This window comes from Propionivibrio pelophilus DSM 12018 (assembly GCF_059569095.1).
On sequence record NZ_JCANUT010000073.1, the window covers coordinates 1 to 16,418 of the forward strand.

General features: G+C 63.9%; 14 protein-coding genes. 7 read left to right on the forward strand and 7 right to left on the reverse strand.

What is annotated here, in order from left to right:
* Positions 1-276 (forward strand): transposase (locus BO74_RS19100; RefSeq protein ID WP_496444687.1); only part of this gene is annotated, 276 nt, incomplete at its 5' end.
* Positions 277-294: 18 nt separating this feature from the next.
* Here BO74_RS19100 and BO74_RS19105 read toward each other — a convergent pair.
* The 3 genes from BO74_RS19105 to BO74_RS19115 are packed head-to-tail and all read right to left on the reverse strand — an operon-like array spanning position 295 to position 6,055.
* The gene (locus tag BO74_RS19105) at positions 295-1,761 is read right to left on the reverse strand and encodes an efflux transporter outer membrane subunit (protein WP_496444689.1); all 1,467 of its coding nucleotides are present in this window, start codon (positions 1,759-1,761) and stop codon (positions 295-297) included.
* The gene (locus BO74_RS19110; RefSeq protein WP_496444691.1) at positions 1,758-4,889 is read right to left on the reverse strand and encodes an efflux RND transporter permease subunit; all 3,132 of its coding nucleotides are present in this window, start codon (positions 4,887-4,889) and stop codon (positions 1,758-1,760) included. The genes BO74_RS19105 and BO74_RS19110 overlap by 4 nt, the downstream gene beginning before the upstream one ends.
* Before the next feature lie 29 nt (positions 4,890-4,918).
* Positions 4,919-6,055 (reverse strand): efflux RND transporter periplasmic adaptor subunit, encoded by a 1,137-nt coding sequence (locus tag BO74_RS19115; RefSeq protein ID WP_496444693.1) that lies wholly within the window; start codon positions 6,053-6,055, stop codon positions 4,919-4,921.
* A 109-nt stretch (positions 6,056-6,164) separates the two neighbouring features.
* On the opposite strand from BO74_RS19115, the gene BO74_RS19120 reads away from it, so the two are divergent.
* On the forward strand, positions 6,165-6,779 hold the full coding sequence (locus BO74_RS19120; RefSeq protein WP_496444695.1) for a TetR family transcriptional regulator: 615 nt from the start codon (positions 6,165-6,167) through the stop codon (positions 6,777-6,779).
* On the opposite strand, the gene BO74_RS19125 is transcribed toward BO74_RS19120, so the two are convergent.
* On the reverse strand, positions 6,780-7,388 hold the full coding sequence (locus BO74_RS19125) for a trimeric intracellular cation channel family protein (RefSeq protein ID WP_496444697.1): 609 nt from the start codon (positions 7,386-7,388) through the stop codon (positions 6,780-6,782).
* Between the two features lie 199 nt (positions 7,389-7,587).
* On the opposite strand from BO74_RS19125, the gene BO74_RS19130 reads away from it, so the two are divergent.
* Positions 7,588-8,472 (forward strand): DMT family transporter, encoded by an 885-nt coding sequence (locus BO74_RS19130; protein ID WP_496444699.1) that lies wholly within the window; start codon positions 7,588-7,590, stop codon positions 8,470-8,472.
* A 37-nt stretch (positions 8,473-8,509) separates the two neighbouring features.
* Here BO74_RS19130 and BO74_RS19135 read toward each other — a convergent pair whose 3' ends face one another.
* Positions 8,510-8,872 (reverse strand): CoA-binding protein, encoded by a 363-nt coding sequence (locus tag BO74_RS19135; RefSeq protein ID WP_496444701.1) that lies wholly within the window; start codon positions 8,870-8,872, stop codon positions 8,510-8,512.
* A gap of 118 nt (positions 8,873-8,990) precedes the next feature.
* Complete coding sequence (locus tag BO74_RS19140; RefSeq protein WP_496444703.1) at positions 8,991-11,090, reverse strand: ATP-dependent helicase; 2,100 nt, start codon at positions 11,088-11,090, stop codon at positions 8,991-8,993.
* A gap of 287 nt (positions 11,091-11,377) precedes the next feature.
* Between BO74_RS19140 and BO74_RS19145 the strand changes: the two genes are divergently transcribed.
* From BO74_RS19145 to BO74_RS19160, 4 genes are read left to right on the forward strand one after another with little or no spacing between them, the layout of a single operon-like run.
* Positions 11,378-13,006, forward strand: a complete 1,629-nt coding sequence (locus tag BO74_RS19145) for a thiamine pyrophosphate-dependent enzyme (RefSeq protein WP_496444705.1) — start codon at positions 11,378-11,380, stop codon at positions 13,004-13,006.
* Between the two features lie 10 nt (positions 13,007-13,016).
* Entirely contained in the window at positions 13,017-13,496 is a 480-nt protein-coding gene (locus BO74_RS19150; RefSeq protein WP_496444707.1) for a 2-oxoacid:acceptor oxidoreductase family protein, read from the forward strand.
* Between the two features lie 56 nt (positions 13,497-13,552).
* Entirely contained in the window at positions 13,553-14,887 is a 1,335-nt protein-coding gene (locus BO74_RS19155; RefSeq protein ID WP_496444709.1) for a phenylacetate--CoA ligase family protein, read from the forward strand.
* A gap of 38 nt (positions 14,888-14,925) precedes the next feature.
* Positions 14,926-15,357 carry an ACT domain-containing protein gene (locus BO74_RS19160; protein WP_496444711.1) on the forward strand — a complete coding sequence of 144 codons (432 nt, stop codon included), beginning with the start codon at positions 14,926-14,928 and terminating at the stop codon, positions 15,355-15,357.
* A gap of 94 nt (positions 15,358-15,451) precedes the next feature.
* On the opposite strand, the gene BO74_RS19165 is transcribed toward BO74_RS19160, so the two are convergent.
* Entirely contained in the window at positions 15,452-16,240 is a 789-nt protein-coding gene (locus BO74_RS19165) for an enoyl-CoA hydratase/isomerase family protein (RefSeq protein WP_496444713.1), read from the reverse strand.
* Positions 16,241-16,418 lie beyond the last annotated feature (178 nt).

The window sequence follows — 16,418 nt, forward strand, 5'->3', positions numbered from 1 at the left end:
GACAACTTGCGTGTCCATCACAGCAAGCCGGTGAAAAAATGGGTGACCGAACACGCCGAGCAGATCGAACTGTTTTACCTGCCGAGCTACAGCCCGGAATTAAACCCCGAGGAACGATTGAATGCCGATCTCAAACAGGCGATGGGGTCAAAAGTCCCAGCCCGTACCAAAGCCAAACTCCGCTCCGCCGCGACCCAGCACATGACCGAACTTGAGCGTTCGCCTGAACGCATCAAGGCCTTCTTTCAGGACAAACAGGTTCGCTATGCCGCGTAAAAACTTATTCGGGCCTGATCAATAGCGTTTCTGCCCTGTATTTTCGTCCGATTCGGCCAGGTACTGGTCTTGCCAGCCGCCACCCAGCGCCTTGAACAGGTCAACCACGGAGTTCAGACGGGCCTGACGGGTAGAGACGGAGGCCAGCAGCGTATCGTTGGCGCTGCGCTGCGCATCGAGGACATCGAGAAAACCCGAATACCCGGCCTGATAACGGATCTGGGCCAATTCAAGCGTCTGTTTCGCCGCGAGAACCTGCTTGTCCTGCGCCTTTTCACTCTCGGCGTTCTCGCGCAACCCGACCAGTGCGTCGTTGACCTCCCTGAACGCGGTCTGCACGGCCTTCTGGTAACTCGCCACCGCCTGCTTCTGGGCCGCACTCACCTGATCGATGCGCGCCGCATTGCGTCCCGCGTCGAAGATCGGCATCGCTGCCGCCAGGCCGAGCGACCAGGTGCCGGCGGCGCCGCTGAACAGATCCGACAGTGCGGCGCTTTCACTGCCCAGGCTGCCGGTCAACGACAGACTGGGAAACAGCGCCGCCTTGGCCACACCGATCTGCGCATTGGCCGAGATCAGTGTTTCTTCCGCCTGCCGGACATCCGGCCGTCCTTCCAGCAGCGCTGACGGCAGACCGGCGGGGGGAACCGGCGGGAGCGGCAATTGCCGCAAATCACCTTGCGCGACACGCAGATCAGGTTTCCCTGTCAGCAACGCCAACTGGTTCTGGGCCAACGCCCGGCTCTTGCGCAGACTGGCCAGTTGCGCTTCGGCAGCGGCGTGGCTGCCTTCGGCCTGATGCAGTTCAATGGGGGATGCAGCGCCCGCCTCGAGACGGCTTTTCACGATGCCAAGGCTTTTCGCGCGAAGCTCCAGCGTGCTCTGCGTCAGCGCCAGGCTGGCGTCGGCGGCGCGCAGCGAAAGATAACCGCTGGTCACCAGCCCCGCGACGGACAGCTCGACCGTATCCCGCGCGTAGCGGCTGGCCAGGACTTGCGCCCGCGCGGCTTCGTTGGCCCGACGGAGCTTGCCCCACACGTCGATCTCGAAATTCGTCTTCAGTCCGGCCGTGCGCGAATTACGCAGACGCGGCGTTGTAGACGACAAGGGGATCGCCGTGACGCGGCTGACCTGTGTGCGCGAAGCACCTGCGCTCAGATCGACTTGCGGAAAGAACGTCGCATCGGCCTCGCGCGCCAGTCCTTCAGCCTCTTCCACGCGGGCCACTGCCGCGAGGAGATCCTGGTTGTGCGCCAGTGCCTGTGTCACCAGATCGTTCAGCGTGGCATCCTGGAACAGCGTCCACCAATCCTTCTTGATCGGCGCTTCCGGTTGCTTGACCTGTTCCGGTGCGGTCACCGTGAATGCATCTGGCAGCGCAGCAGCGGGCCGCAGATAATCAGGGCCAACGGTACAGCCTGCCAGCAATACGGCCAGCGCGGCAACGGGGACGCAGCGGCGGGAAATATCGAACGCGCGCATCATGCCTTTTTCTCCTCGTCGGCGTGGTGGTGGATGCCGGCCGGATCCGCATCGTGACGTCGGCGACCGGACAGCCAGCTGAAGAACATCGGGATGAAGATCGTGGCGATCAGGGTTGCTGCCAGCATCCCGCCAAACACGCCGGTACCCATCGACTTGCGCGCTGCGGCACCGGCGCCGGTGGCCTTGACCAGCGGCACGACGCCGAGAATGAAGGCGAACGAGGTCATCACGATCGGCCGGAAGCGCAGGCGCGCGCCTTCCAAGGCAGCCTCCCGCACGTGCATCCCCTCCGCCCGCTTCTGCGCGGCGAACTCGACGATCAGGATGGCGTTCTTCGCCGCCAGGCCGATCAGCACCACCAGGCCGATCTGGAAGTAGATGTCGTTCGGCATGCCGCGCACCATCACCGCCGCCAGTGCACCAAACAGCGCGAATGGCACCGCCATGATCACCGCCAGCGGCAGCGACCACTTCTCGTACTGCGCGGCGAGGATCAGGAAGACCATCAGGATGCCGAAGCCGAAGGCGACCGCCGAGGTCGTCCCCGCGCGCTTTTCCTGGAAGGCCTGCCCAGTCCAGGCTAGGTCGTAACCTTCCGGCAGGGTTTCCTTGGCCACTGTCTCGACGATCTTGATGGCGTCGCCGGTACTCACCTGGGCCACCGAATTGCCCATGACCTTGGCCGCGAGGAAGCCGTTGAAGCGCTCCAACTGCTCCGGCCCGACGATCGTCTTCACCTTGATCAATGCGGACACCGGGACCATCGCCCCGCTCGAAGCGCGCACGTACATCTTGCCGAGGTCATCGGGGCGCGAGCGATACTGCGCATCGGCCTGCATCTGCACGCGATAGGTCCGGCCGCTGAGGTTGAAATCGTTCACGTAGAGCGAGCCCATGGTCGCCTGCAGCGTCTGATAGACGTCGGACACAGCGATCCCCAGCGAAAGAGCCTTGGCCTCGTTGACCTCGACATACAGCTGCGGCGAACTCGGCCTGAAGAAAGTGTTGATCCCGGTCAGTTCGGACCGCTTCTTCAGCGCCTCGACGAATTGCTGCACCACTCCCGAGAGCTTCTGCGGGCTGCTGTCACCGCGCGCCTGGATGTACGCCTCGAAACCGCCCGCGGCACCGAGACCGCGAATCGCCGGCGGGTTGAACACCAGCCCGAGACCGTCGCGCAAGCCCATGCCCATGCCGGAGAATTTCTTGGCGAGGTCGTCCGCACCGGTGCTGCGTTCTTCCCAGTCCATCAGCGGGATGAACACCGTACCAGCATTCGGTTTGGCGCCGCCGCCGATGATGTCGTTACCGGCAATCACGAAAACCCGATCCACCCCCGGGTCCTGCTTGATCATCTTCTGGAACTGGTCGCCGGTGGCTTCCGTGCGCTGCAGGCTCGCACCGTCGGGCAACATCAGCGCGCTGATCAGGTAGCCCTGGTCCTCTGCCGGCACAAAGCCGCCGGGAACGGCACGGAACATGAAGACGCTGCCGCCGACGATGATCAGGCAGGCGATGGTGCCGATGATCCGGTGGTAGAGGGTTTTCTTCACCGTCGCCGTATACGCCTTGGTCAACCCGTCAAAGAAACGGTTAAACGGTTTGAAAAGCTTTGACTCTTCGTGCTTTTCCTGCAGCAGCAGGGCGCACAAGGCAGGCGTCAGCGTCAGCGCGACGACCCCCGAGAGTGTCACCGAGATCGCCACCGTAACGGCGAACTGCTGGTAGAGCTTGCCGGCGATCCCGCCGAGGAAGGCGACCGGGATAAACACCGCGCAGAGCACCAGGACGATGGCGACCACCGCGCTCGACACCTCGCGCATGGCCTCGATCGCCGCCGCCCTTGGCGGCATCCTCTCCTCCCACATCAGGCGCTCGACGTTCTCCAGCACCACGATCGCGTCGTCAACCACGATGCCGATGGCCAGCACCATGGCGAACAGGGTCAGCGTGTTGATCGAGAAGCCGAACACCCACAGGCCGGCAAAGGTGCCGATCAGCGAGACCGGCACGGCGACCATCGGGATCAGCGTCGCCCGCCAGTTCTGCAGGAAGACGAAGACGACGATGGCGACCATCACCAGCGCCTCGATCAGCGTATGGATCACCTCGGTGATCGACGCCTGCACGAACTTGGTCGTGTCGAACGGCACCACGTAGTCCATCCCGGCCGGGAATTTCTGCTTGAGCTCTTCCATCCGCTGACGCACCAGTTCGGCGACCTCCAGCGCGTTGGCGCCGGACTGCATGAAGATGCCGACGCCGACCACCGGCTTGCCGAGTAGCGCGGTGCTGGCGTCGTAGTTCTGCGCGCCGAGTTCGATTCGCGCCACGTCCTTGAGCTTGAGCACGCCTTTCGGCCCGCCGGCACGGATGACGATGTTGCCAAACTCTTCCGGGGTAGTCAGTCGCCCTTTCGCGGTCACCGTGTAGACCAGCTGCTGACCGGCAGGCGCTGGCTCCTGGCCGATCTTGCCGGCGGCGTTCTGCTTGTTTTGCGCCGCGACGGCGGCGGAAATCTCCGTGGTGGTCACGCCGAGCTGCGCCATCTTGTCGGGCTTGAGCCAGATACGCATCGAGTAGTCGAGCGCACCGAAGATCTGCGCGTCGCCGACGCCGGGAATCCGCTTCAGGTCGTCCAGCACATTGACCAGCGCGTAATTCGACAGGTACAGCGGCGAGAGGCTGTTATCCGGCGAGATCAGCGTGGCGACCATCAGGATGTCGTTGGAGCGCTTGGCCACCGTCACCCCGTACTGGCGCACGACATCGGGCAGGCGCGGCTCGGCGATCTTCACCCGGTTATTGACGTTCACCGTCGCCATGTCGACGTCGGTTCCGACCTCGAACGACGCGGTGATCGACAGGCTGCCGTTGGACGCGGCCGTCGAGTTGAAGTACAGCAGGTTCTCGACGCCGGAGAGCTGCTCCTCGATCGGCCCGGCCACGGTGCGGGCCAGCGTTTCGGCGGAGGCGCCGGGGTAGGAGGCGGAAATCACCACCGTCGGCGGCGTGATCTCGGGATACTGCGCAACCGGCAGTACCCGCGCGGCCATGATCCCGGCGATGACGATGATGATCGAAATGACCGACGAAAAGATCGGTCGGCTGATGAAAAAGCGTGACATGGCGGGGCCCGTTCCTTTCTGGCGCGACCTTATTGCTTCGCTTGTGCAGGCTGTTGCGCCGCCGCCTGTGGCGCGCTCGGCGCCACCGAGGCGCCGGGACGCAGCTTCATCAGGTTATCGACGATCACCTTGTCGCCGGCCTGCAGCCCCTTCGTGATCACCCAATCCTTGCCCTGCCACTCGGCGGTCTGTACCGGGCGCGCAACGACCTTGTTGTCCGGCCCGGCGACCATCACCAGCCGAGCCTGCTCGGTCTGCATCACCGCCGCCTGCGGCACAAGAAAGACGCCTGCCCGCTCGCCGACCTGCAGGCGCACGCGGACGAATTGCCCGGGCAGCAGACGACCGTCCTTATTGTCGAACTCGGCACGTAGCTGCTGAGTACCAAGGGTCGTATCGACCGTCGAAGCCATGAAGTTGATCTTGCCGGGCTTACCGTAAACGCTGCCGTCCGGAAGGATCAGATCGACCCGTCCGACCATCCCGGCCTTCAGTTGCCCGCCGGGCAGGCTCGCGGTGTCTGACTCCGCGAGGCCGAAGCGGACCCACATCGGGTTCGTTTGATAAATCGAGGTGATCGGCGTCGCATCCGCCGTGCCGATCAGGCTGCCTTCGGACTTGATCGCCCGCCCGGAAGTCCCGGAGACCGGCGCCGTCACCGTCGTCCAGGAGAGATTCAGTTGCGCCTGGCGCAACGCGGCCTGCGCCATGGCGTTGGCGGAATTGGCATCGTCGTATTCCTTCTGGCTGATCGCCTGCCGCGACAGCAACCCCTTCAGCCGGCCTTCCTCCCGCGCTGTCTGCTCAGCCTTGGCCTTGGCCTCGGCGAGAACCAGTTCATAGGGCGCCGGGTCGATCTGGAACAGCGGCTGCCCGGCTTTCACCGAGGCTCCCTCTTCATACATCCGCTTCAGCAGAATGCCGCCGACTCGCGCCCGCACCTCGGTTTCCTTGGCCCCTTCCGTTTGCGCCATCAACTCGATCGTCGTCGGCAGATTCTGCGGCTGCATCTCGACGACGGTCACCGGCACCGGTGGCGGCGTAGTCGCCTGCGGCGCGGAGGTTTCCTTGGAACAGCCCGAGGCCAGAAAGATCATGGCCAGAGAAGCAACGGAAAATGCAAACGGCAACCCGACCCGGGCCGCTGAGAATTGAACGAACGCCATGGGAAAGACTCCGGACTTGAATAGCCGGCTATTATACATACAATCACGACTGTATGATTTAGATGCAAAGCGCCCCGACGCGCACAATTTCCCTTCCGAAACAGGATTCATGGCCAGAAAAACCAAAGCCGAGGCGGAGCAGACCCGCCGCCAGATCATCGATGCCGCCCGCTGCGTCTTCCACGAATGCGGCGTCAGCCGGACGACGATGGAAAAGGTGGCGCACGTCGCTGGCGTCAGCCGCGGCGCCGTCTACTGGCATTTCGCAAACAAGGCCGCGCTGTTCTTCGCCATGCGCGACGAATCGACTCGTGAACTGGACGAAGTCCGCGCCACCCTGATTTCGCCCGACATCCCCGACCCGCTGGACGCCCTCGAACGCTCGCTGTTCGAATTCATCGGCGCCGTGGAAAGCAACCCGCTGGTTCGCCAGACGTTCGAAATCATGTCGCTGCGCTGCGAGTACGTCGATGAATTCGCCGGCGTGCTCGAAGAACTGAACAAGCCGTGCCTCGACTTCCTCACCAAGTTGAAGACTGTCTATGCAAATGCGGCGAAACTCGGAAAACTGCGCCCCAGCCTCGATCCGGAAGCACTCGCCTACGACACCCTGTCCTTCACCACCGGCCTGTTCAACAACTGGCTGGCCGCGTCCGACGGCGATGACCTGCGTTGCCGCACACACGCGATGATCCGCTGTCACGTGGCCTTGCGACGGAGATAACTAATGCCGGGAAACCGGCAGCACCCAGTGCCAGCGCACCGCCGCCAGGCGAAAAGCGGTGATGCAAAAAATCGCTGTCCACGCGGTCACCTCACTGGGAAGTGAAAGTCCGGAGAGCAGGAAATAGAAGTAGCACCCGAGAAATGCGCAGGTCGCATAGAGCGGTGTCTGCTGGAACAACGAGGGCAGTTCGTTGCACAGAACGTCACGGATGACGCCACCGAAGGTGCCGGTAATCGCCCCCATGAGTGCGGCAATGAATAGGGAACAGCCGGCTTCCAACGCATAGCCAGCGCCGGCCACGCTGAACAGGCCGAGGCCAAGCGCATCCGCGACCAGCAACACACTCGTCGGCAAGCGCGCCAGCACGGGCGAAAGTGCGAAAATCGTCGACATGCCCAGGATCGCCACGGCGTAACCGTCGTGCTCGATCCAGAACAACGGTGAGCGATTGAGCAACAGGTCGCGCAATGTCCCGCCGCCAAATGCCGCCACCAGCGCGACGACGAACAAGCCAACGAGATCCATGTCACGCTGTCGCGCCTCGACAAGCCCCGACAAGGCGAAGGCAAAGACGCCGACAGCTTCAATGAAGGTGAACAGATTCATGGGCGGCAACGATAAACTTTCATTGGAATGAGTTTTTGGGCAATTGTTGCCCGAGGGCAAGCGATTGTTCAAGCCCCTGCCGGGGATTGGCCTGATTCAGCCGGGAATAAACCTTTCCACCTTTCCCCTCAAGAGACCCCGCCACGTCATAGCGAAGCGTTATCATTACCCGCATTCCGTCACCACCTTTTGTCCGCCCATGCCCTACCTCATCCTCGTTACCGTCATCTGGGCCTTTTCGTTCAGCCTGATCGGCCACTATCTCGCCGGCAAGGTCGACAGCGACTTCGCCGTGCTGATGCGCGTGGCCATCGCCGCGCTGGTATTCATCCCCTTCACCCGCTGGCGCAACCTGCCCTGGCGGCTGCTTGGCGGGTTCTGGCTGGCGGGGGCGCTGCAGTTCGGGGTGACCTACCTGTGCCTGTATCGCAGCTTCACGGTGCTGACCGTACCCGAGGTGTTGCTGTTCACCGTGCTCACGCCGATCTACGTCACCCTGCTCGACGACAGCCTGGCGAAGCGTTTCAACCCGTGGGCGCTGGTCGCCGCGGGGGTGGCGGTGACGGGCGGGATCATCATCCGTTTCCACAAGATCGAGGGGGAATACCTGATCGGTTTCCTGTTGCTGCAGGTAGCCAACGCCACCTTCGCCGCGGGTCAGGTGCTGTGCCGTCAGCTGCTCGCCAAGTACCCGACCGACGTGCCGCTGCACAACTTCTTCGGCCATTTTTTCCTAGGCGCGCTGGTGCTGGCACTGCCCTCGTTCCTGCTCTTTGGCGATCTGGCCAAGCTGCCGCAAACGACCGCGCAATGGGGCGTGCTGATGTGGATGGGGCTGTTCGCCACCGCGCTGGGCATGTACTGGTGGGTCAAGGGCAGCACGCTGGTCGACGCCGGCACGCTGGCGATCATGAACGAACTGCATGTTCCTGCCGGATTGATCGTCAACCTGCTGATCTGGAATCACGACGCCAACCTGCAGAAGCTGGCGCTCGGCGGCGCCGTGATTCTCGCCTCGCTGTGGGTTAACCGCCTCGGGCGCAAGCTGGGCAGGCGAATGAACCGGGCGGGCGCCGCCGGATAACCCGCCGGCACGGCCCCGACTGCTTCGTATCGAAAGCTCAATACTGCCCGGTACGCAGCAGCACCAGCGTGCAGCCTTCGACCACGTCGATATTCGCCGCCTTGAGCCGGTCGTAGGCGTCGGGGTTTTCCGTGCCGGGGTTGAAGATCACCCGGCGCGGCTTGATGGCGAGGATCTGCTCGATGATCTCCGACTGTCGCGCCGGACCGACGTACATGGTGACGGTGTCGATCTTCCCGGGGGTGTCCGTGGCCTTGGCGTACACCTTCCGGTCGAGAATCGTCTCGACCGCCGGGGCGACCGGAATCGGGTTGTGCCCGTAGTCGGCCAGCATCTTCATGGCCTTGTTCGAATACCGCTCTTCGTTGGCGCTGGCGCCGATGACGATGACGTTTTCCATGGCATGTCCTTTCATGTTGAACAACTTGAGCCGTTACAGGCCCTAGAATATCACCCTGGAAACGGCAGCATGCCTGATTCGACTCGGTTTTGTTCACCGTCAACCGACGGTTTTAGGCTCATTTCCACATCGCTCGCATGCGGGCCGCGAGGTCGATGCGCGGCCCTGCCGTGGCGGGATTCCGCGACTGCCATTCGTCGAAGCCGGGCACCTCGGGTGTCGGCCAGGTGCGCTCCTCGAAGTAGTGCAGCAGCCGCGTCGGGATAAAGCGTGTCCGGCCGGCATAGACGTGGCGGTCGCCGCCGCCAGTCGGGCCGGTGGTGTAGAAACGTTGTGGCACGAGCACGTCGAGTTCGTCCTTGGCCCGGGTCAGGGCAACGTAGAGCAAGCGGCGTTCTTCCTCGATTTCCTCTTCGCTGCCGGTGGCCAGATCGGACGGCAGACAGCCGTCGACGGCGTTGAGGAGCGAGACGGCGCTCCATTCCTTGCCCTTGGCGGAATGAATGGTCGACAGGATCAGGTAGTCCTCGTCGCGCAAGGGCACGCCGGCTTCGTCGCTGGTGGCGTCCGGCGGATCGAGGGTCAGTTCGGTGAGGAAACGCTCCTGGTTGGCGTAGGTGGCGGCGATGCGCACCAGTTGCTGGATATCGGCCCGACGTACGTCAGAGTCCTCGAAGAGGCCGTCCATCCGGGCGTCGTACCAGCGGGCGAGCTGTTCCAGCGGCAGAGGCCAAGCGCTGGGCGTGGGGCGCCCGGCACCTTCGAGGGCCGCGACGAGTTCCTGCCAGTCCGGCCGGGCCGCGTCCGGCACCGGCTGCTCGGCCAGGAGCGTGGTGCCCGGCGGCGCCGCCTGGAGGTTGTCGAGCAAGCGGCTGGCGGTCTTCGGGCCGATGCCGGGGAGTAACTGGAGTGCCCGGAACCCGGCGACGCGGTCGCGCAGGTTCTGCGCCCAGCGCAGCAGCGCGAGGACATCCTTGACGTGGCGCGCTTCGAGAAACTTGAGGCCACCGAATTTGACGAATGGGATGTTGCGCCGGGTCAGTTCGATTTCGAGGCGAACACTGTGGGAGGCGGAGCGGAAGAGGACGGCCTGCGCTTTCAGTGCCGTGCCGCGTTCGCGGCGCGCGAGCGTTTGTTCGGCAACGTAGGTGGCCTGATCGACTTCGTCGCGCACGCTGATGAGTTGCGGCCGGCGAGCCGAGGTGCGTTCGCACCACAGGTCCTTGGTAAAGCGCTCCTTGGCGTCGGCGATGACGGCGTTGGCGGCGGCGAGGATCGGCTGGGTTGAACGGTAGTTACGGTCGAGGGTGATGACCCGAGCCGGCGGATCGAAATGCCGGGGGTAATCGAGGATGTTGCGTACCGTGGCGCCACGGAAACGGTAGATCGACTGGGCATCGTCCCCGACGACGGTCAGCCCGCGCCCGTCCGGCTTCATCGCCAGAAGAAGGGACGCCTGTAAGTGATTGGTATCCTGGTATTCGTCGACGAGGACATGGGGGAAGCGGCGTCCGAGTTCGGCGGCGATGTCCGGGTCACAGGCCATTTGCGCCCAGTAGAGCAGCAGGTCGTCGTAGTCGAGCACCTGCTGGGCCTGTTTGGCTTCGACGTAGCCGAGGAACAGGGTTTTGAGTTCTGCCTCCCATTCGCTGCACCAGGGGTAGGTGGATTGCAGCACCTCGCCGAGGTCGCTTTGCGTATTGACCGCGCTGGAGTAGATCGCCAGGCACGTGCCTTTCAAAGGGAAACGCTTTCCCTGAGTCGAGAGACCGAGTTCGTGGCGCACGAGATTCATCAGGTCGGCCGAGTCTTCCCGGTCGTGGATGGTGAACGCGGGGTCGAGGCCGATCCGGCCGGCGTATTCGCGCAGGAGGCGTGCGCCGACACTGTGGAAAGTCCCCGCCCAGGCGAACCCCTCGCTGACCAGCGTGGCGTGACGGGGGGAGACTTGGGCCGCGATGCGCTGCACACGCCGGGTCATCTCATCAGCGGCGCGGCGCGAGAAGGTGAGCAGCAGCAACCGATCCGGATCGGCCCCGTGTGCGAGCAGATGCGCGACCCGATGCGCGAGGGTGGCCGTCTTGCCCGTGCCGGCGCCGGCAATGATCAGCAGGGGGTCGCTGACACCTCCCGGGCCAATACCGTGGGTCGCCGCCTCGCGCTGGACGTCGTTGAGACGGGCGAGATAAGCCGGCGGGGTGACAATTACGTCGTTCATGCGGGGCAGGCGGCGGGATCGGTCGGAGCGAGGTTGCGGGGGCAGCTGAAACGATGCGGCATGGACAGGGTGGATTCCTCGAAGGTTGCCAGTGTATACATGAGTCTTCGCTGCAATGGGCCGAAACGATTCCGGATGAAGGCTACGACAGCGGGTGCGATAGCAACTTCGAGGCCGCCAGTAACATCGGGTTATCGGAAAGACCGCATTGACCACGCTGGACAAGGCAAGGATACTCTACCCTCTTTGCCGCAACCGCCCCCTTCTCCCGAACCGTCCATTTCGTCATGGCCCCCAAGATCGCTGAACGCATGCTCCTCTCCGGCAACGAAGCCGTTGCCCTCGCCGCACTGAATGCCGGGTGTCGCCTCGGCACCGGCTACCCTGGAACGCCCTCCACAGAAATCCTCGAGGCTTTCGCCGTGCTGGGCGGCAAGGCGCAATGGGCGCCGAACGAGAAGGTCGCCCTCGAGGTCGGTCTCGGTGCGGCCTTCGGCAACGCCCGCGCCCTGGTGACGATGAAACACGTCGGCGTCAACGTGGCGGCCGACGTGCTGTTCACCGCGGCCTACACCGGCGTGACCGGGGGCCTGGTACTCATTTCCGCCGACGATCCCGGCATGGCGTCGAGCCAGAACGAGCAGGACAACCGCCAGTACGCGCGTGCCGCCGGCGTGATCATGCTCGAACCGGCGGACTCGCAGCAGTCATACGATTTCACCGGCGCGGCCTTCGCCCTGTCCGAGCAATTCCAGCTGCCGGTGATGCTGCGCATGACCACCCGCGTCTGCCACTCGAAGAGCATCGTGGCGCAGACCGCCCTGCCCCAACCGCCCGGCGATCCGCGCTTCGAGCACGACATCCCCTCGCGGGTGATGATCCCGGCCTATGCCCGTCCCGCGCACCACCGGCTGCGCGACAAGCTGCGGCGCGCAGCCGCCTTTGCCGAGACCTGCGCTCAGACCGTCGTCGAACATCGTAGTCCGTCGCTCGGAATCATCGCCTCGGGCGTTACGGTAACCCACGCCCGCGAAGTCGCGCCGGACGCCAGCATCCTGCAACTAGGTCTCTCTTATCCGCTGCCGATGCAGGCGATCCGCGATTTCGTCGCGTCGGTCGAGCGGTGCGTCGTCATCGAGGAAGGCGATCCGATCCTCGTCACCGAATTGCGCGCCGAAGGGCTGGCGGTGGAAGGCAAGCCCGAGCGTTTCCGCTTCGGCGAACTCAATTCCGACCGCGTGCGGCGCATCCTGGAGCACAACGATTTACCCGAACCGAAGGTGGCGCCGGGCAAACCGCCCGCGCTGTGTGACGGCTGCTCGCACCGCCCCGTGTTCGAGGCATTGAAGCGGCTCGACTGCATCGTTTCCGGCGATATCGGCTGCTATTCGCTCGGCGTGCTGCCGCCCTTCACGGCAATGGACACCCTGGTGTGCATGGGCGCGAGCATCGGCGTCGGTCTGGGGTTGCGCCATGTCCTGCCGCCCGAACAGGCGCGTCGAGTAGTCAGTGTGATCGGCGATTCCACCTTCGTGCACAGCGGTTTTACCGGCCTCGCCGAAATGGTCTATAACCCGCCACCCGGCGGGCATGTGCTGATCATCCTCGACAACGGCACGACGGCGATGACCGGCCAGCAGGAGCATCCGGGCACCGGACGGGATCTCGGGCATCAGGCGACGGGACGGATCGTGTTCGAGGACGTGATTCGCGCCATGGGCATCGATTACGTGGTCACGACCGACCCGATGAACGAGGCGGTATCGCTGGACAACATGATCCGTGGCGCCCTCGACAGCGGCCGATTGGCGGTGATCGTCGCTCGGCGACCGTGCATTCTCGCGGCCCCGAAGATCCGCCAGTACGAGCGTGCCATCGGCGAGAAGCAGAGTGCCTGCGCGGCAGCCTGTGAGTGAGGACAGAGCAATGACGACGAATGTGGTGGTTGCAGGATTGGGTGGCCAGGGGGTGGTCAAGGCCTCCGACGTGTTGGCCGACGCGGCCTTTCGCTGTGGTCTTGACGTGAAGAAGAGCGAGATTCACGGCATGAGCCAGCGCGGCGGATCGGTCGCCAGCGACGTCCGTTTCGGTTCGAAAGTGCAGAGCCCGATGATCCCGTACGGCCAGGCCGATTTCCTGATCGTCGTCGCGCCAGACCAGATCGAGGTCAACCGGCACGTGCTGAAGAGCACGGGCATGTTGATTTCGCCCGAGTCGCTAGCGAAGGTGCCCGGCAAGCTACAGGCGAAGTCGATCAACGTCGCGCTGCTCGGTGTGTTGAGCACGGCGCTCGACATTCCCGTCGACGTGTGGGAAGAGGCGATACGCGCCAGCTTCGCCGAAAAACACCATCGCCTCAATCTGGAGGCATTCCAGCAGGGGCGAAGCGCCGCTGTGCACGCGTAGGGACGCATCGATACGCAACGCCCGGCGCCCAACAAATAAAGTAAAGGGAGAGCTTCATGATGCGGGAAAACTGGAACGATGTAGGTCTCGGCTTTCATCCGGTCAGCGCGCCGGACTATCTACCGGCGGCGCAACTGCGGGAATTGCAGCTTCGCCGGCTGAAGGCCGTGGTCGGGCGCGCCTACGCCCATGTCGTACCGTTCCGCGAGCGCATGGCCGAGCGCCGCATCACCCCCGATTCGATCGAAACCCTCGCCGACATCGCCAAATTGCCGTTCTCGATCAAGACGGACTTGCGCGACAACTACCCGTTTGGCCTTTTCGCCAGCCCGATGTCCGAGATCGTCCGCCTCCACGCCTCCAGCGGCACCACCGGCAAGCCGATCGTCGTGGCCTACACGCAGGAAGACCTGCAGGTCTGGTCGTCGGTGATGCTGCGCACCTTTTCGGCGGCGGGCGTTCATCGCGGCGACATCGTACAGAACGCCTACGGCTACGGGCTGTTCACCGGCGGACTCGGCGCCCATTACGGGCTGGAAGCCATCGGCGCCACGGTGGTACCCACGTCGGGTGGCAACACCGATCGGCAGATCATGCTGATGCGTGACTTCGGCGTCACGGGCATCTGCTGTACGCCCAGCTACTTCCTGCATATTATCGAGCGCGCCGGAGAGCTGTGCATCGATCTGCGCGAACTGCCGTTGCGCGTCGGCGTCTTCGGCGCCGAGCCGTGGTCGGACGGCATGCGTCTTCGCATCGAGAAGGACAGCGGCATCAAGGCGTACGACATCTACGGCCTGTCGGAAATCATCGGCCCGGGCGTCGGCAGCGAATGCTCGGCGCAGGCCGGGCTGCACATTTTCGAGGATCATTTCTATCCCGAGATCATCGACCCCGAAACCTGCCGCGTTCTGCCCGATGGCGAGGAAGGCGAGCTGGTCCTTACCACATTATCCAAGCGCGCGATGCCGATGATCCGCTACCGCACGCGGGACATCACGCGAATCATCACCGAGCCGTGCCCATGCGGCCGCACCGTGCGCCGAATCGCACGCGTCGGTCGCCGCAGCGACGACATGTTCATCATCCGCGGTGTCAACGTCTTCCCGTCGCAGGTCGAAACGGCGCTCCTCGCTGTGGAAGGTGTCCTGCCGCATTACCGGATCGTATTGACGCGCGAGCACGGCCTCGACCAGATGGGCATCGACGTGGAGGTTGGCGCCGAGGTGTTCAGCGACCAGGTCAGCGCGATGGAGTCCCTGCACCAGCGCCTGTCGCACTCAATCGAGCGCGTCACCGGAATCCGTGCCAAAGTGCGCCTCGTCGAGCCGCACAGCATTCCCCGCAGCGAGGGCAAGGCCCGTCGCGTGTGGGACGAGCGCAAGGACTGAGCGCCCGCGCCGATCATCAATTACTGCGGAGGTGAGTCATGAAAGTCACCCAGATCTCCAGCTTCATCGAAAATCGTCCCGGTCGCCTGCACGCGGCCTGCGTCGCACTCGCCAAGAAGGGCGTCAACATCAGCACGCTCTCTCTCGCCGACACGGCTGAATTCGGCATCCTGCGACTGATCGTTGCCGATCCCGCTGCCGGCAAGGCCGCGCTCGAAGAAGCCGGTTACATCGCCAAGCTGACCGAAGTGGTTGCCGTCGAGGTGAACGACGAGGCCGGCGGACTTGCTGACATCCTCGCCAAGGCCGACGCGGCCCTCCTCAACATCGAATACATGTACGCCTTCAGCACGGCCGTTGGCCGGCGCGCGGTTGTCATCATCCGTTTCACCGAACCCGATCGTGCCGTAGCGGAGCTGATGCGACAAGGCGTCAACGTGGTCGGTCCGGTGGATCTGCTCAAGGGATGAAGCCGAGTCCGGGGAGTCGGCGGGAAAGCGTCTGTCACCCGTGCCTCTGACGGCCTGATTCGCCCCCGACTTGCTCGCCGTCACCCGACGGTTTTCAGCCCGAGAACCCGGGACGGCGCTTCTCGACGAAGGCCCGTACGCCTTCCAGACCGTCCGGCGTCCGACTCAGTTCCGCGATCTGACGCGACTCGCGTTCCATCTGCGAGACCAGCGAGTCGTTCATCGCCAGGGCCATCAGCTTCTTCACCCCGCCGAACGCCCGTGTCGGCCCGGCGGCGAGTTTCGCGGCCAGCGCGTCGACCTCGGTCATCAACTCGGCCTGCGGCACGACGCGATTGACCAGCCCCCAGTCGAGCGCCTCCTGCGCGGAAATCGTCCGGTTGGTGATGAACAGTTCCATCGCCCGGCGGTAGCCGACCAGCCGCGGCAGCAGGTAGCTGGCGCTGCCGTCCGGCGTCAGGCCGATCAGCGTGTAAGCGCTGGCGAAGGTGGCATTGTCCGCGGCGATCGCCAGATCACACGCGGCGACCAAGCCCAGGCCGGCACCGGCGGTCACGCCATTGACCGCCGCGATCACCGGCGCGTCCATTGCCGTCAGCCGTGCGATGGCCATGTGCATGTAGCCGGTGACTTCCTTGAGCAGCAGGTCGACGGTCTCCGGGTCTTTGGCGAACGAGGCCACATCGCCACCGGCGCAGAAGGCCTTGCTGCCGCTCCCGGTCAGAACGACGGCGCGCACCGTGCGGTCCGAGCCGCAACGGTTGACGATGTCGCAGAGTTCTTTCACGCACTCCAGATCCAGCGCGTTATAGGCCTTGGGACGGTTGATCGTGATGCGGGCGATGTGGTTTTCGAGGCGGTAATCGAAGTTCGTGTAAGACATGATGGGCTTTCTTGTTGAAATGGGCGTTTCCGAATCCGTCATTCCGGGCTTGACCCGGAATCCAGTGGTGCACCTCTGGATCCCGTATATGGACTCCTCCCGTTTTGCAAGAGCGAGTTGAGATAGGGCAAATGGGTGCGACTGCGACCGTATATCCGACCTGTGTGTGGAACGAAGC

Bases quoted from the DNA above. Each gene is read 5' to 3' on its own strand.
- BO74_RS19105 (WP_496444689.1), bottom strand. From the start codon at position 1,761: ATGATGCGCGCGTTCGATATTTCCCGCCGCTGCGTCCCCGTTGCCGCG.
- BO74_RS19110 (WP_496444691.1), bottom strand. From the start codon at position 4,889: ATGTCACGCTTTTTCATCAGCCGACCGATCTTTTCGTCGGTCATTTCG.
- BO74_RS19115 (WP_496444693.1), bottom strand. From the start codon at position 6,055: ATGGCGTTCGTTCAATTCTCAGCGGCCCGGGTCGGGTTGCCGTTTGCA.
- BO74_RS19120 (WP_496444695.1), top strand. From the start codon at position 6,165: ATGGCCAGAAAAACCAAAGCCGAGGCGGAGCAGACCCGCCGCCAGATC.
- BO74_RS19125 (WP_496444697.1), bottom strand. From the start codon at position 7,388: ATGAATCTGTTCACCTTCATTGAAGCTGTCGGCGTCTTTGCCTTCGCC.
- BO74_RS19130 (WP_496444699.1), top strand. From the start codon at position 7,588: ATGCCCTACCTCATCCTCGTTACCGTCATCTGGGCCTTTTCGTTCAGC.
- BO74_RS19135 (WP_496444701.1), bottom strand. From the start codon at position 8,872: ATGGAAAACGTCATCGTCATCGGCGCCAGCGCCAACGAAGAGCGGTAT.
- BO74_RS19140 (WP_496444703.1), bottom strand. From the start codon at position 11,090: ATGAACGACGTAATTGTCACCCCGCCGGCTTATCTCGCCCGTCTCAAC.
- BO74_RS19145 (WP_496444705.1), top strand. From the start codon at position 11,378: ATGGCCCCCAAGATCGCTGAACGCATGCTCCTCTCCGGCAACGAAGCC.
- BO74_RS19150 (WP_496444707.1), top strand. From the start codon at position 13,017: ATGACGACGAATGTGGTGGTTGCAGGATTGGGTGGCCAGGGGGTGGTC.
- BO74_RS19155 (WP_496444709.1), top strand. From the start codon at position 13,553: ATGATGCGGGAAAACTGGAACGATGTAGGTCTCGGCTTTCATCCGGTC.
- BO74_RS19160 (WP_496444711.1), top strand. From the start codon at position 14,926: ATGAAAGTCACCCAGATCTCCAGCTTCATCGAAAATCGTCCCGGTCGC.
- BO74_RS19165 (WP_496444713.1), bottom strand. From the start codon at position 16,240: ATGTCTTACACGAACTTCGATTACCGCCTCGAAAACCACATCGCCCGC.